This is a genomic window from Marinobacter sp. AN1 (genome assembly GCF_026013985.1).
Classification (GTDB): domain Bacteria; phylum Pseudomonadota; class Gammaproteobacteria; order Pseudomonadales; family Oleiphilaceae; genus Marinobacter; species Marinobacter segnicrescens.
This window is the reverse complement of the sequence record NZ_CP110342.1, coordinates 4,124,551-4,137,703: the sequence shown is the minus strand read 5'-3', so window position 1 is coordinate 4,137,703 and position 13,153 is coordinate 4,124,551. Positions and strand designations below refer to the sequence as shown.

Annotated in this window: 14 protein-coding genes; 3 read left to right on the top strand and 11 right to left on the bottom strand. The window is 61.6% G+C overall.

All coding sequences use genetic code 11. The features are described from left to right. Positions 1-35 precede the first annotated feature (35 nt). The 3 genes from LJ360_RS19095 (at position 36) to LJ360_RS19085 (ending at position 1,298) form a co-directional block, all read left to right on the top strand. The gene (locus LJ360_RS19095) at positions 36-407 is read left to right on the top strand and encodes a YciI family protein (protein WP_264994775.1); all 372 of its coding nucleotides are present in this window, start codon (positions 36-38) and stop codon (positions 405-407) included. After that, complete coding sequence (locus tag LJ360_RS19090; RefSeq protein ID WP_264994774.1) at positions 407-760, top strand: DUF1428 domain-containing protein; 354 nt, start codon at positions 407-409, stop codon at positions 758-760. The genes LJ360_RS19095 and LJ360_RS19090 overlap by 1 nt, the downstream gene beginning before the upstream one ends. 214 nt (positions 761-974) lie before the next feature. Continuing rightward, the gene (locus LJ360_RS19085; RefSeq protein WP_143066621.1) at positions 975-1,298 is read left to right on the top strand and encodes a hypothetical protein; all 324 of its coding nucleotides are present in this window, start codon (positions 975-977) and stop codon (positions 1,296-1,298) included. Between the two features lie 124 nt (positions 1,299-1,422). Here the strand turns inward: LJ360_RS19085 and LJ360_RS19080 are convergent, their stop codons facing one another. From LJ360_RS19080 to LJ360_RS19030, 11 genes are all read right to left on the bottom strand, one after another. After that, a complete protein-coding gene (locus LJ360_RS19080) occupies positions 1,423-2,409 on the bottom strand; it encodes a cyclase family protein (RefSeq protein WP_264994773.1) in 987 nt (328 codons plus the stop codon). A 117-nt stretch (positions 2,410-2,526) separates the two neighbouring features. Then, complete coding sequence (locus tag LJ360_RS19075) at positions 2,527-3,657, bottom strand: zinc-dependent alcohol dehydrogenase family protein (protein WP_091853883.1); 1,131 nt, start codon at positions 3,655-3,657, stop codon at positions 2,527-2,529. 24 nt (positions 3,658-3,681) lie between these two features. After that, complete coding sequence (locus tag LJ360_RS19070) at positions 3,682-3,864, bottom strand: hypothetical protein (protein ID WP_264994772.1); 183 nt, start codon at positions 3,862-3,864, stop codon at positions 3,682-3,684. After that, positions 3,840-4,367 (bottom strand): ATP-binding cassette domain-containing protein, encoded by a 528-nt coding sequence (locus LJ360_RS19065; RefSeq protein ID WP_264994771.1) that lies wholly within the window; start codon positions 4,365-4,367, stop codon positions 3,840-3,842. The genes LJ360_RS19070 and LJ360_RS19065 overlap by 25 nt, the downstream gene beginning before the upstream one ends. Before the next feature lies 1 nt (position 4,368). Then, positions 4,369-5,145 carry an ABC transporter ATP-binding protein gene (locus tag LJ360_RS19060; RefSeq protein WP_264994770.1) on the bottom strand — a complete coding sequence of 259 codons (777 nt, stop codon included), beginning with the start codon at positions 5,143-5,145 and terminating at the stop codon, positions 4,369-4,371. Beyond that, positions 5,142-6,083 carry a branched-chain amino acid ABC transporter permease gene (locus LJ360_RS19055; RefSeq protein WP_264994769.1) on the bottom strand — a complete coding sequence of 314 codons (942 nt, stop codon included), beginning with the start codon at positions 6,081-6,083 and terminating at the stop codon, positions 5,142-5,144. The genes LJ360_RS19060 and LJ360_RS19055 overlap by 4 nt, the downstream gene beginning before the upstream one ends. Beyond that, the gene (locus LJ360_RS19050; RefSeq protein ID WP_264996068.1) at positions 6,083-6,982 is read right to left on the bottom strand and encodes a branched-chain amino acid ABC transporter permease; all 900 of its coding nucleotides are present in this window, start codon (positions 6,980-6,982) and stop codon (positions 6,083-6,085) included. The genes LJ360_RS19055 and LJ360_RS19050 overlap by 1 nt, the downstream gene beginning before the upstream one ends. 69 nt (positions 6,983-7,051) lie before the next feature. Then, a complete protein-coding gene (locus LJ360_RS19045; protein ID WP_264994768.1) occupies positions 7,052-8,371 on the bottom strand; it encodes an ABC transporter substrate-binding protein in 1,320 nt (439 codons plus the stop codon). A 63-nt stretch (positions 8,372-8,434) separates the two neighbouring features. Then, positions 8,435-9,799, bottom strand: coding sequence for an ABC transporter substrate-binding protein (locus LJ360_RS19040; RefSeq protein ID WP_264994767.1), 1,365 nt, complete (start codon positions 9,797-9,799; stop codon positions 8,435-8,437). Between the two features lie 199 nt (positions 9,800-9,998). After that, entirely contained in the window at positions 9,999-11,351 is a 1,353-nt protein-coding gene (locus LJ360_RS19035; RefSeq protein ID WP_264994766.1) for a sigma-54-dependent transcriptional regulator, read from the bottom strand. Next, complete coding sequence (locus LJ360_RS19030) at positions 11,323-13,089, bottom strand: sensor histidine kinase (RefSeq protein ID WP_264994765.1); 1,767 nt, start codon at positions 13,087-13,089, stop codon at positions 11,323-11,325. Before LJ360_RS19030 ends, LJ360_RS19035 begins: the two co-directional genes overlap by 29 nt. Positions 13,090-13,153: the final 64 nt, after the last annotated feature.

Genomic DNA, 13,153 nt, shown 5'->3' with positions numbered 1-13,153 from the left:
GGTCAAAGACAATGGCGTGCCACTGGGAGATGCCTATGAAATACGTGGCCCTGGTGTACTACCAGGAAAGCACTTTCAACGATATGACCGAGCAGGCCTGGCATGACCTGAACCAGGAGTGCCTGGGCTGCGTGGAGAAATTGACGGAGGGCGGCCACTACCTGGCCGGGCAGGCACTGCAGCCGGTGGAGTCCGCGACAACGTTGCGGGTCCGTGATGGTGAGGTCCAGCTCTCTGATGGTCCCTTCGCCGAGACCAGGGAGCAGCTGGCGGGTTTCTACCTGCTGGACGCCAGGGACCTTAACGAGGCCTTGCAACTGGCCAGCCATATCCCGCCGGCACGCCTGGGCAGTATCGAGGTCAGGCCCGTGCGGGAGCTGCCACCGAAGGATGAGGAGAACAGGTAATGAGCTATATCGATGGTTTTGTTGCGGCTGTACCCACAGCCAATCGTGAAAAATACGTTCGCCACGCCAGCGATGCAGGGGTGGTCTTCCGGGAGTATGGCGCCACCGAGTTTGTGGAGTGCTGGGGAGATGACGTACCCGACGGTGAAGTGACGTCCTTTCCCATGGCTGTGAAATGCAAGCCGGAGGAGACCGTGGTGTTCTCGTGGATCGTCTGGCCCGACAAGGCCACCCGGGACCGGGGCATGCAACAGGTGATGGAAGATCCGCGTCTTCAACCGGACACCAACCCGATGCCGTTTGATGGTAAGCGATTGATTTACGGCGGGTTTGAAGTGGTGGTGCAGCAATAGGCATCGCCCCGTTGTGTCCCATTGGTAATTCTACGACCCTTTAAATCCTGCCTTCCCGGTGCAATATTAAAAGTTATATCTTGCCCGGGCAGGTGGGAGGTGCTGGGGAACATGTCCTGTTCCAGAGCCCTATGACACAGACCCTGCGCGGCGTATGCACCTGGAAGTGAACAGCAACCAGGGCACCTATTGCATCGAAAAACAGGGAGGCGCCATGAATAAATCACTATCTGCTGCCATCACGGCCATGCTGCTGATCACCTCTTCAGCCTGGGCCGCCTCTCCAGAGAGCCAGGCGATTCGTCCGACCGGCGACAATATGCCAGACGCGTCGCCCACGGAGCAGGCGGACGAGGCAGGGAACCGCAATGCTGAGGGCCGTCGCGGAGGCCAGCAGGGCGACCGGATGCGGGAAGAGCATCGCCGGGACGGCGAGCAGATGCGCCAGGAGTACCGCGAGGAGCGCAAGGAAATGCAAAACGAGCATCAAGGGGAGCAGAATGGCGCTCAACGGCGCCAGGATGACGAGAACCAGTAGCGCCGTGGAAACAGCGCCCCGGAATGAATCGGGGTTTCCGGCCCCGGTAGACTCCGGGGCCGGGCCTTCATTTCCTACTTGATAGCCACCGGGTTAACCGGGGAGCCAGTACCCTGTTCCACTTTCAGGGCGCCGCCACCAGCATGAAGCTGTACTGACCGTCCTCGGCACTGTCCGCCGCCAGGTCATCCAGCCACCAGATTTCTGACAGCACCACACCCATATCCCGCATCAATGCGCCGTGCAGCGGGATAATGTAGGTCTGCCCGTCGATTTCCTGGACCACTTTCTCAACCGCGATATTGTCGGTAGCAATCATCGGGGTTTCCATCTCGTCCAGCCAGCTCAGCAGTTCATTGCTGTGGCACAGGCCGGGCTCGTTCATGGCGTTCCATTCCTCGTCCGGCTCCTCTTCCCAGAAGCGGGCGATGGAACCAGTGCGGATCACCAGGATGTCCCGCTTGTTGATGGTGGTGCCTTGGGCTTCTGCCGTGGCCTCCAGGTCTTCAAGGTTGATGCAGGTGTCTGTGGGCAGGCGATGGAGGTCATCGCTGCCCATATGGCGGCCGACATCCAGCAGGACCGCTCGACCGACGATGCCTTTTTCGCCGATCTCACCGACATCCGCGTGGGTGTGACCGTGAACGGAGGTTTCCTCACCCTTGCCGCCGTAGATCTGGTTGCCATACCAGGCATGGGCCAGGCCATCCACGTGGGTGGTGCCCTGCAGGTACATGAAGGCGACGTCGTCCGAGTACTTCATACCGCCCGGGGCCGGTTCAGCCTTGCCTGCCATGTAGACGCCGGCGTCCGTGGCCATGAAATGCTGGGTGGGCACGCGGCCGGGAAACACCGGGCCGGAGCCTGAGGTCATGGGGATCTGCAGGGTAAAGGTTTTACCGCTCTTGATGGTTCCGGCGCCGTTTTTTACCTGTTCCTCACCCAGGTAGTTGAGGGCGCCTACCTGGTCGTCCTCTCCCCATTTGCCCCAGTTGTTGGGTGCGTCGTTTTGCAGGGTATCCATGGGCGTCTGCTGTGCAATTGCCACAGTGGACAGTCCGGCAATCAGGGTTCCTGTGCACAGGGCCAGGAGGGATGGTTTGAAGGGCATGGTTGTTCTCCTTGTTGCGTTGCTTGTTGTTGTGATTAACCACCGGCGGTAACAACCGCCGGTGGGTGGTGCAAGGGAGAAAGTGGTAGCCGTAGTGTAGTTGTTATGTGTGGATTGTCAGTCGAACAGAATCACCTGTCGCACGGCCTTACCGGCAGCCAGTTTCTCGAATCCTTCGTTGATCTGGTCCAGGGTCAGGGTGTCGCTCAGCAGTTTGTCCACCGGCAGCTTGCCCTGGCGGAACAGGCTGACGTAGCGGGCCACATCCCTTACCGGCACGCAGCTGCCCACGTAACTGCCCTTGAGCGTGCGTTCTTCTGCCACTAGGCTGACCTGTTGCAAAGCGACCTTCTTTTCCGGGTGGGCCAGGCCGCCGGTCACCGTGGTGCCGCCGCGGCGGGTGATCTGGTAGGCAAACTCCAGGGCTTTCTCGGAGCCGGCCATTTCGATGGCACAGTTGACGCCGCCGTTGGTGAGCTGTTTGATCGCGTCCACCACGCCTTCTTCACCGGAGTTGAAGGTGTGGGTCGCACCCAGTTCCTTCGCCAGGGCCAGCTTGCTGTCATCCAGGTCGATGGCGATCACTTCACTGGCACCGGCCACCAGGGCTCCCAGCACGCTGTTGAGGCCTACGCCACCGAGGCCGACGACGGCCACGGTCTGGCCTGCCTTGATATCAGCGGAGTTGATGGACGCACCGACCCCGGTCAGCACGGCGCAACCGAACAACGCTGCATGGTGCAGGGGCAGCTCCGGGTCGACTTTCACCAGGGAATCCCGGGACACCACCGCATGGTCCGCAAACGCGGAAACCCCCAGGTGATGGTTGATGGCAGTGCCATCAGCCCGATGCAGTCGGTGCTCGCCGCTCACCAGGGTGCCGGCGTTATTGGTCTTCGCGGCCGGCTCGCACAGGGCCGGGCGACCCTCTGCGCAGGGCTCACAATGACCACAGCTGGGCACGAATACTGCGACCACATGGTCACCGGGTTTGAGGTCCCGGACGCCGTTACCCACTTCCTTGACGATACCGGCGGCTTCGTGGCCCAGGGCCATGGGTACCGGGCGCGGGCGGTTGCCGTCGATAACGGACAGGTCCGAATGGCACAGGCCAGCGGCCTTGATCTGTATCAGCACCTCGTTATCGCCGGGTGGGTCCAGCTCCAGCTCCTCGATAACCAACGGCTTTGTTTCAGTGTAAGGGCGTTCGGCGCCAATGGCTTGTAGTACCGCAGCACGAATTTTCATGGTTGTTCTCCTTATTCGGATCCATCAGTAATCGGTCAGTCCCGATGATTCTGACGTATCCCTGCGACCTTGTGAAACCGCGCCCCGCTCGATCCGCCAGGTGGCGTCCACCAGGTCGGCGGAATGGCTGTCATCGGACTCGGCAATAAGCACGGTCAGACCCTCGCCCCGAAGGTCGGCAATCACCGCAGACAGGCGCTTGGCCAACACCGGTGCCACCCTTCGAAGGGCTCGTCCAGCAGGATCATTTCCCGGCCCGGAATCAGGGCGCGGCCCAGAGCAACGAGCTTCTGCTGGCCCCCTGAAAGCTGCAGGGCCTTGCGCTCGCCAAAGTCGGCGATTTCCGGCATCAGCGAGTAGACCCATTTCAGGCGCTCTTCACCATCCCGGATCTTGTTGGCCCAGGCCGGCATCAGCATGTTCTCGGTGACCGTCAGCTCCGGGATCAGGCGCCGGTCTTCAGGCATGTAACTGATGCGCATGTTGGCCCGGCGGTGGGAGGGCAGCCGGGTGATGTCCTCACCCTTGAAAGTGATCGAACCCTTGTCGGGCGGCAACAGACCCATAATGGCCCGGATCAGGGTGGTCTTGCCGGCACCGTTGTGGCCGATCAGTCCCGCCATCTTGCCAGTGGGAATGGTCAGGTTGATGTCCCGGAGTATCTTGATGCCCTCAATGGAGACGTCGAGATTGGATATTTCAAGGCTCATATCAGGCGTCTCCCCCGGATGCGGTTGGTTTGTGTTGCTTGCCGGTGACCAGTTCCTGCACCTTTTCATCGGCGAGGACCTCGTCAACCGGACCATCCTTGATCACCACGCCACTGGCAAAGGCCAGCACCCTGGTGACATAGCGCTGCACAATTTCCATATCGTGTTCCACGAACAGCACGGTCAGGCCGCGGGCACGGACCGCTTCCATGACCGTGTCCATCAGGGTGTATTTTTCCTCCATGCTGACGCCACTGGTGGGCTCGTCCAGCAGCAGCATTCGGGGCTTGCCCAGCATGGCGATGGCAATGTCGAGAAGCTTGCGGGCACCCTGGGGCATGGCGGTTACCATTTCGTCCCGGTACTCGGTGATGTGCATCTGTTCGAGGATTTCCTCCGCTGCCTTCAGGCGCTCGGGGGTATGCACCGGGCGCAGCATCTGGAACTGCTTGTGTTCCGCTGCGGCCAGGGCAATGGACAGGTTGTCGATCACCGGCAGTTCCAGGAACAGCTGTGGTATCTGGAACGAGCGGGTTAGCCCCTTGCGCATGAGCTTGCGGGGGCCAAGGCCCTTGATGGGCTTGCCGTCAAAGGAGATCGACCCCTTCGAGGGCGGCAGGTACCCGGTCACCATATTGATAAACGTGGTCTTGCCGGCCCCGTTGGAGCCGATGACACCGACGATTTCCCCTTCGGTAATGGTAACGTTGATATCTTCAGCGGCGGTCACCGCACCGAAATAGCGGGACAGCCCCTCGGTTTTCAGAATCTCGGTCATGAGGCGGCCCCTTTCTTGCGGGTGAACAGGCTCCAGATGCCCTTGGGCAGGAACAGGATGATCAGCAGCAGTACAATGCCGAGGATCATCTGCCAGGCATTGGGCGCCAGCTCAATGGCGTAGGTGCGCACCAGCGTGAAGATCAGCGCGGCAATGAACGGTGCTGCCACATGGCCGGTGCCGCCGAGGATGGCGATGAACACGAATTCACCGGAAATGGTCCAATAGGCCATGGTGGGGTCCACGTGGCCGGCCGCCAGTGCCGTCATGGAGCCGCCCACGGAGCCGATGGCCGCCGCAATCACGTAGTTGATGTACAGGATCTGCTGGCGTGAGATTCCCATGTATTCCACGCGCACCTCGTTTTCCCGTATCGCCTCACAGGCCAGGCCAATGCTGGACTTGAAGTAGCGGTTCAGGAACAGGGCAACCACCAGCGCCACGGCAATGGCGAGCATCAGCGCCATGTTGGCACCATCGCTGGTTTCCGAGTCGAACCAGAGCAAGGTCCAGTCCACCACCCCGAAGCCGTCGGTGCTTCCCAGGCCATGGCTTTTCACCAGGATGCCGTACAGGATCATGGAAAACGCCAGCGACAGCATGGCGAAGAAAATCTCCCGGTACCGGGTCACCAGTAACCCGAGAATCATGGCAACAGCCACCGTGGCCACGACACCGAGGCCGATCAGCACCAGGGCGTCGGTAATGCCCAGGAAGCGTCCGCCCAGGCCTACCGCATAGCCACCAAGGCAGTAGAACAGGCCCTGGCCGAAGGAAACCAGCCCGGCCCGCATCAGCATGACCACGCCCATGACCACCAGGCCGGTGGAGATGGCAAGGGTCAGGGTGAAAACCAGCCAGTTGGGGCTGAACTGGGCAGCAATGGCAACGGCGATGGCAACGCCGATCAATGACAGTTCGGTTCTGTCTGCTTTCATCATATTTTCCTCGCTACCGCCTGACCAAAGAGCCCATGGGGCCGGAATACCAGTACTGCGGCCATGACGGCGTAGATGATGAACAGTTCCAGCTCGGGCATGGTATGGATCGAGGTGGCCCTGGCCAGGCCGACGATGATGGCGCCGATCGCGGCACCGGTAATGCTGCCGAGCCCGCCTGTAACAACTACCGCGAAGGCCAGCACGATGACTTCAATGCCGATGCCGGGCACCACGGAAATGATCGGTGCGGTGATGCCACCGGCGATGGCACCCAGGGTTGCGCCGATCATGAAGGTAATGGTGAACATACGCCCCACGTTCACACCCATGGCCTTCGATACTTCCCGGTCATGGATGATGGAGCGCAGGATCTTGCCGATACGGGTGCGCTCGAGCCAGAACCAGAGGCCGGCACCGATCACGATGGACACCACCAGTACCATCAGGTCATAGCGGGACACGGTCAGCACGTCGATATTGATCCGCCCCATGGCGGCGTAGGGCTGGTAGGCAAAGTAGGGCGTGGTGCCCCAGACCAGCTTCATGACGTCTTCAAGAATCAGCAGTACGGCAAAGGTGATGATCAGCATCAGGATTTCATCACGGCCATACATAATCCGCAGCAGGCCCCGTTCGATGGCGAGGCCGGTAACCGCACCGATGGCGACGGCACACACCGCGATAATGGCAAAGGCCATCCACAGCTGGTCGCCCCCGTCGGCGTAGTACCAGCCAAGGGCCGAGGCGGCGGCGTAGGCGCCCAGGGCATAGAGGCTGCCGTGGGCCATGTTGAGTATTCGCATAACGCCGTAGATGACGGTCAGCCCGGCTGCCACCAGGAACAGCCAGGAGGCGTAGATAAACCCGTCAATCAGTATCGCCCAGACGGTTAACATCAAGGGTTACTCCTGTGTGTGAATACACCGGTGGCGCGAACGCCACCGGTGGTCGGTTGAATAAATGGATCAGTCGCAGCTGGAGCCGGGGAAGCCCTCTTTGATCCATTCCTGGGCGTTATAGCCGTCCGGCGCTGACACACAGTCGCCCGGGTAGGATTTCACGTTACGCAGTTCGGCCTGGCCGTCCTCGAAGTGATACTCACCGTAGAGCATGGGCTGAACCGCCTGGTGACCGCCGGCCAGTCCCATATTGACGGTACCGCTGACGGATTCGAACTTCGCACCCTTGAGGGCCGCCGCCAGTTCTTCAGAGCTGGGCACGCCGTCGGCGCCGGAATTATCCGCCGCGTATTTCAGCGCCAGGATGGCCTGAGCCGCCTTGGAGGCGGGGTAGCTGGGCGGAGTGCCATGCTTTTCCTCGTAGGCCTTGCTGAACCACTCGCTCAGGTCGTTCTCGGGCATGAAGCCACCGAAGGGACCACGGCCGCCAAGAATGGTGCCGTTGGGTGCCTGGCCGTCAAACCGGTGCAGGCCGGATTCACCAGTGGTGAGCAGGGCGGTTGCCTGGGCCAGCAGGCCGCGGGCATTGGCCTGGGCCACGAAGGACTCCATGTCACCCCCCCACATGGAGGAATGCACGATTTCCGGTCTGCGGGTCTGCAGGGCTGAAATCTCGGTGCCGTAGCTGCCCTGGAAGATCTGCGGGGTCTGGTTGTTGACGATCTCCGCCTCTGGCATCAGCTGTTCCATGGCCAGGGTGAAATCCTGCCAGGAGTCCTGGCCCCAGGCGTAGTTCTGCTGGATGCCGGCGATGCGCTTGGCGTCTGGACGGGTTTCGGCCAGGTAGCGGGCTGCGCCGACGTTATCCGCAACAGCGTCCAGGCCAGTACGGAATACGTACTTGGGGTCTTCCAGTTCTTCGAACATGCGGGAGGTGCCGCAGTCGAAGGCAATGGTGAATGTCTGCATCTCTTCCGCTACCGGGCCGACAGCGAGGCAGTCGCCGGAGGAGATATAGCCGATCACGGCGTTAACATTCTGCCGCTGAACCAGGTTGCGGTACTCCTCTACCTGCTTGGTGGGGCCGCCGGCTTCGTCCACTTCAACCATTTCAAGTTGCAGGCCGTTGACGCCCACCGAGTCGTAGGGGGCAGGCAGGGTGCCTTCGTTGATGGCTTCCACCACCAGCTTGGCGCCCTGGGAGGCCGGAACGCCGAAGGGGCCGGATGCACCACCGGACAGGAAGGTGACGAAGCCTACCTTGAAACTGTCCTGGGCGTGGGCGGTTGTAGCCAGCCCCATAACGCCGGCGGATGCCAGCGCCACGGAAGTGGCCGTGCTGAGCAGGGTTTTCTGCCAGATAGTTCGTTGTTGGGTTGTTTTCATTGCGTGCTCCTTGGTTGTTTTTGTGCGCTTACGGATGCTGCATGGGTTTCGGGTTGTCGGCGGCTAGCCGCCGGTTTCTCCACGTCGCTTTTGAATCAAAGCGGGCGAGGGTTTGAGGGATTCGGCGTCATACACCCGCCAGTTGCCAAGCAGTACCCGGGCCGGAGGAAAGCGGTCATCGGAGACCGGGGTTCCGATGGCCTGGGCCTGGGCAATCTGGTGGGTCTGTGGATCAATATAGGAGGTAAATCCGTCCGGGTCTTTTGGCAGGGGGACTTCCAGGCCCTCCAGAGCCGTAATCACTGCCCGGGTATCGCTGACATCGCCGGCCAGGCGAATCGCCCGGGCAATGGCCATCATGCCCGCCCAGGCACCCTGGGCCGAGTAGCTGGGGTAGCGGCCGGACAGCTCGTGGAAGTCCTGCACAAATTGACGGTTACGGTCGGTGTCCGGCCAGTTGACGTGGTGCCGGGCAGACAAGATCAGCCCCGGGGGCGGCTCACTGCCAAGGGCTACCAGGGTCTCGTAGTCACCACCGGTATCAAAGTTGGCCACCCGCATCTGCTCGAACAGGCGAGTGGTGCGGGCCTGCTCGATAAAGGCGGTAAAATCACCACCCCACAGGCCGACGACCAGAATGTCCGGCGGGTTTTCCAGTAACGACTGGATATAGAGGGAGTAGTCTGGTTCGTACAGCCGTGGCCAGTAGGTGCCGGTCTGTTCAAAGCGGACACCTTCCAGCGCCAGGGCCTGTTGCAGGTCACGCCAGGCGACACGGCCATATTCATAGTCCGGGCCCAGGAACGCCAGTTTCCGCCAGCCTGTCTCTTTCTGCAGTTCTTTCAGGTAGCGGGCACCGGCAGCATGGGAGATCCAGGTGTCGCTGGACACGCGGAAGTAGTAATCATGGCCTTCCTCCAGGGTCGCCCGGGACGAGGCGTGGTCGGTACCGATCAGAATGACCTGCTTCTGGCGGGCGAGTCGGCTGACGGCCATCCCCACGCCCGAACTGACAATGCCGCAGAGAATATCGGCGTCGTCGTTTTGCAGGAAATCCTCGGCCATGCGCACGGCAAACGATGCCTTGGAGCGGGAGTCATCCACGATGACGCGAAGGTCAGGGCTTTGCGGATCCCGGGCCAGCTCCTGCAGCGCCATGCGAATGGCCACAATACTGTCGCGGCCATAGCTGGCGGACCTTCCGGTCATGGGGTACATGCAGGCGATGGTGGCATCCGCCTGGTCTTTCGGGGCGCCGAGTTCTACCCGACCCACAGGGGTGTCTGCAGGCAGCGCCATGGCGACCGGCGAAACCAGCAGCCATAACAGGGCAATCACGGCTGAGGTCCAGCCATGGCGACCCTGGCTGGTGCAGCCAGGAAATGCTGTGGTGTCGTTATGACGATGGCGGGTGAGGGGTCCCGACACATCTGCCTCCTGATCCGGTCAGCCCGGTATCGGATGATCGTTTGTTGTTGTCTGATTTGAGAAACCTGTAGCAAAAGAGGGGCCAACGCGGTGGTCAGCCCCGTTGCGGGCTGTAGAGAAGCTCGTTAGGGAAGGGGTGAGCGGAATCCGCTCGTGATAATCGATTCTCATGAGCGAATTCCGCTCAACGCGGGGAGGGTCAAATAAGCCCGAGTCGCTGCAGGCGACGCTTGAAGGCGTGCCTGGACATCCCCAGCTGTTCTGCCGCCTTGCTCTTGTGACCACCGGTCTGTTCAAGCGCCTGGCGGATCATCTGGCGTTCGGTCTGTTCAAGCTTTTGTTCAAGTGAGGTGGTCGTGGCCTGGTCAGAGGCAGAGCCTGGCCCCGGGTGGAACTCATGAGGCAGCTGGTCCGGGCGGATGCGCTGGCCCGGGTGCAGGATGGTGAGCCGCTCGACCAGGTTACGAAGCTCCCGCACGTTACCCGGCCACTTATAGGCCTGCAGCCGCTCCAGGGTCTCCGGGGGAATGGTCACCGGGCGGCAGCCTTCCTCGCGGGCCTGGGCCTCGATGAACCTGTCCAGCAGTTCCTGCAGGTCTTCACCCCGCTCCCGCAGCGGCGGAATGGTCAGCTCGATAACATTGAGCCGGAAGTAGAGGTCTTCCCGGAAGCGTCCGGCACGCACTTCCTCCTCCAGGGACCGGTTGGTGGCTGCGACCACCCGTACATCTGCAGTATGACTGGCCGTGGCGCCCACAGGCCGGTAATCCCCGTTTTCCAGGAAGTGCAGGAACTTGGCCTGCAGGGACAGGGGCAGCTCACCGATTTCGTCCAGGAACAGGGTACCGCCGTGGGCCAGGCTCACCAGGCCGGAGCGCTTCTGGTGGGCGCCGGTGTAAGCGCCCTTTTCGGCGCCGAACAGCTCCGCCTCGATCAGCTGCTCGGGCAGCGCGGCGCAGTTGATTTCGACAAAGGCACCGTCCGCGCGCGGGCTTTGTTCATGGATGGCCCGGGCCACCACGGCCTTGCCGGTGCCGGATTCGCCAAGCAGCAGAACCCGCCCGGTGCTGCTGGCCGCTACCCGCTGTAGCGTTTGCCAAAGTGCCTGCATGGCCTGGCTGGAGCCCACCAGACCGGAGGCGTTGGCGCTTCGTTGACGGTGGTAGTCCAGTTCCTCCTGCATGCGGGCACGGTCGGTCACCGTATCAATGATGTGCAACAGTTCGTCGAGGGCAAAGGGCTTGGTCAGGTAGTCGGTCGCTCCGGCCTTTACCGCCTGGACGGCAGCGCGAGTGTCGCCATGGGCGGAAATCATGATCACTGGCAGGCCGGGATACAGCCGGGTGACCTCCGCCAGAACCTCCATGCCGTGCATGCCCGGCAGCCGCAAGTCCAGTAACACCAGGTCAGCCGGTTCGTCCGCCAGCAGTGTCAGGGCGTCTTCGCCAGTGTGGGCGCTGCGAGTATGGAAGCCGGCCTCGCTGAGGGCGAAGGCCATGGAGCGGACGAAGCTCTTTTCGTCGTCAACGATCAGGATCTGTGAGCGCATCATGGTGCTTTGCTGTTGATTGTTCTTTTGTGTGAGACGGGGAAGCGAGTTCCAGCTTATCACTGTTTGCCGCCGGCAGGGTGACGGACACGGTGGTGCCCTCACCCGGGACGCTGTGGATCTGAAGGTCGCCACCGTTCAGTTCGATCAGCTGGCGGGTAATGCTCAGGCCCAGGCCGGTGCCCTGCTGTCGTGTTGTGAAGAAAGGCTCGGTTACCCGTTGCAGGGTCTCTGCGTTCATGCCACAGCCCGTGTCGGTGATGTCGACGCTGATTCGGTTACCGTTGCGGAAGGCGCGCAGGTGCACGGTGCCACCCGGTTCACAGGCTTCAATAGCGTTGGCCAGCAGGTTGACCAGGCACTGAATGACCTGGTCCGGACTGGCATAGACCGCCAGGCGGGAGTCGCCGGTGGCGGACACGGTCACCTGTCGCTGGTCTGCCAGGCCAGACGTCAGGACTGTGGCATGGCGGAACACTCGCCGTATACCCACGGCCTGGGGTTCCCCGGCGACAGGACGTCCGTAATCAAGAAGATCACCGACTACCCGGTTCAGGCGATCGATCTCTTCCTCCACGGCCACCAGGAGATCCCGTCGCTGGTCATCGGGCTCGCCTTTCTCCAGCGCCTGAACCGTTAGCTTGATGGTGGCGAGGGGATTGCGTACCTCATGGGCGACGCCGGTGGCAAATTCGCCCAGCACCGCCATCTTCTCGGCCTGCACGGTGCGACCGATCATATCCTGCAGCCGGTCGGCCATGGCGTTGAATGAATGGGCCAGTACGTCGATCTCATCCTTGTCATTCTTCGGTGTCTGTAGCCGGAAATGCAAGTCACCGCTGGCGAGGGTTTCGGCGCCGTCCACAAGCCGGGTTACCCGTCGCCGGAGGCTGCGGGCCAGGGCCCAGAACAGGGCCACCGTTCCCAGGGCCATGACCCCGGCCAGGGCGTAGAGCCCCCACTGGGCGCTACGCAGGGGGCTGAGGATTTCTCCAGCTGCAACCTGATAGTCAATACGCCAGCCCGGGAGTACCTCCGGGCCGGGTTGCAGGTTTTCCGGTGGCGACTGTACCGGGTTTCCGGTTGGCTCGAGCAGGTCACCGGCCGGGGTCCGCAGATAGGGGCGCAGCACACCTGCCAGGTTTTCTGTGCGCATCAGCTCGGTGAGGGAGGCCAGCCGGACATGGAGCCCGATAGCACCCGCCACTTCCTGGCGACTGGGGTCCCGTAGTGGCTGGCGGATCAGTATCCAGCCAGGACCGGAGTTGTCGGCACGCTGGGGACCGATGACCTCGCTGTTACCCAGGGTGATCAGCGGTAAGCCTCGAATCGTCCAGTTGTCCCGGTCCCAGTAGGGCGGCCCGGAAGCAGCCTGTCCCGGCACGACTTCGGTCAGCTCATCCCGGTTATTGAAGAACAGTATGCCGTAGAGATCCGGTGAGTCCGCCTCCACCCTCACCAGTTCCCGTACGCCATCCGGCACCGCATCGCTGAAGGCCAGGTAAAGGGGCATGGAGGGATGGGTGGACAGAGTTTCCAGTTGATAGATCCGGTTCTCGATAAAGTTGGTCAGCCGATTGGCGGTACCGGCCACCTGGGCTTCCAGTCGCTCACCCGCCAGCCGTTCCGTCACCGAATCCGCCACGGCGGCGTAGAGGCTGCTGAGGATGGCCACGGAGCCGACGATCAGGGTCAGCGAAAGTAGCGAGTAACGTCCAACCAGGCTGAACTTGGGTTTCATGGCCAGTCTCGTCGTTATTTTTATCGGAATGCGATAATATTTTTATACATTTTGAGAAAATAAG

What these genes read in the sequence shown, in the direction of transcription:
- LJ360_RS19045 (WP_264994768.1), bottom strand. Translation starts at nt 8,371, where the DNA reads ATGAAAACAACCCAACAACGAACTATCTGGCAGAAAACCCTGCTCAGC.
- LJ360_RS19050 (WP_264996068.1), bottom strand. Translation starts at nt 6,982, where the DNA reads ATGTTAACCGTCTGGGCGATACTGATTGACGGGTTTATCTACGCCTCC.
- LJ360_RS19090 (WP_264994774.1), top strand. Translation starts at nt 407, where the DNA reads ATGAGCTATATCGATGGTTTTGTTGCGGCTGTACCCACAGCCAATCGT.
- LJ360_RS19095 (WP_264994775.1), top strand. Translation starts at nt 36, where the DNA reads ATGAAATACGTGGCCCTGGTGTACTACCAGGAAAGCACTTTCAACGAT.
- LJ360_RS19060 (WP_264994770.1), bottom strand. Translation starts at nt 5,145, where the DNA reads ATGACCGAGATTCTGAAAACCGAGGGGCTGTCCCGCTATTTCGGTGCG.
- LJ360_RS19080 (WP_264994773.1), bottom strand. Translation starts at nt 2,409, where the DNA reads ATGCCCTTCAAACCATCCCTCCTGGCCCTGTGCACAGGAACCCTGATT.
- LJ360_RS19030 (WP_264994765.1), bottom strand. Translation starts at nt 13,089, where the DNA reads ATGAAACCCAAGTTCAGCCTGGTTGGACGTTACTCGCTACTTTCGCTG.
- LJ360_RS19085 (WP_143066621.1), top strand. Translation starts at nt 975, where the DNA reads ATGAATAAATCACTATCTGCTGCCATCACGGCCATGCTGCTGATCACC.
- LJ360_RS19055 (WP_264994769.1), bottom strand. Translation starts at nt 6,083, where the DNA reads ATGAAAGCAGACAGAACCGAACTGTCATTGATCGGCGTTGCCATCGCC.
- LJ360_RS19035 (WP_264994766.1), bottom strand. Translation starts at nt 11,351, where the DNA reads ATGATGCGCTCACAGATCCTGATCGTTGACGACGAAAAGAGCTTCGTC.
- LJ360_RS19075 (WP_091853883.1), bottom strand. Translation starts at nt 3,657, where the DNA reads ATGAAAATTCGTGCTGCGGTACTACAAGCCATTGGCGCCGAACGCCCT.
- LJ360_RS19065 (WP_264994771.1), bottom strand. Translation starts at nt 4,367, where the DNA reads ATGAGCCTTGAAATATCCAATCTCGACGTCTCCATTGAGGGCATCAAG.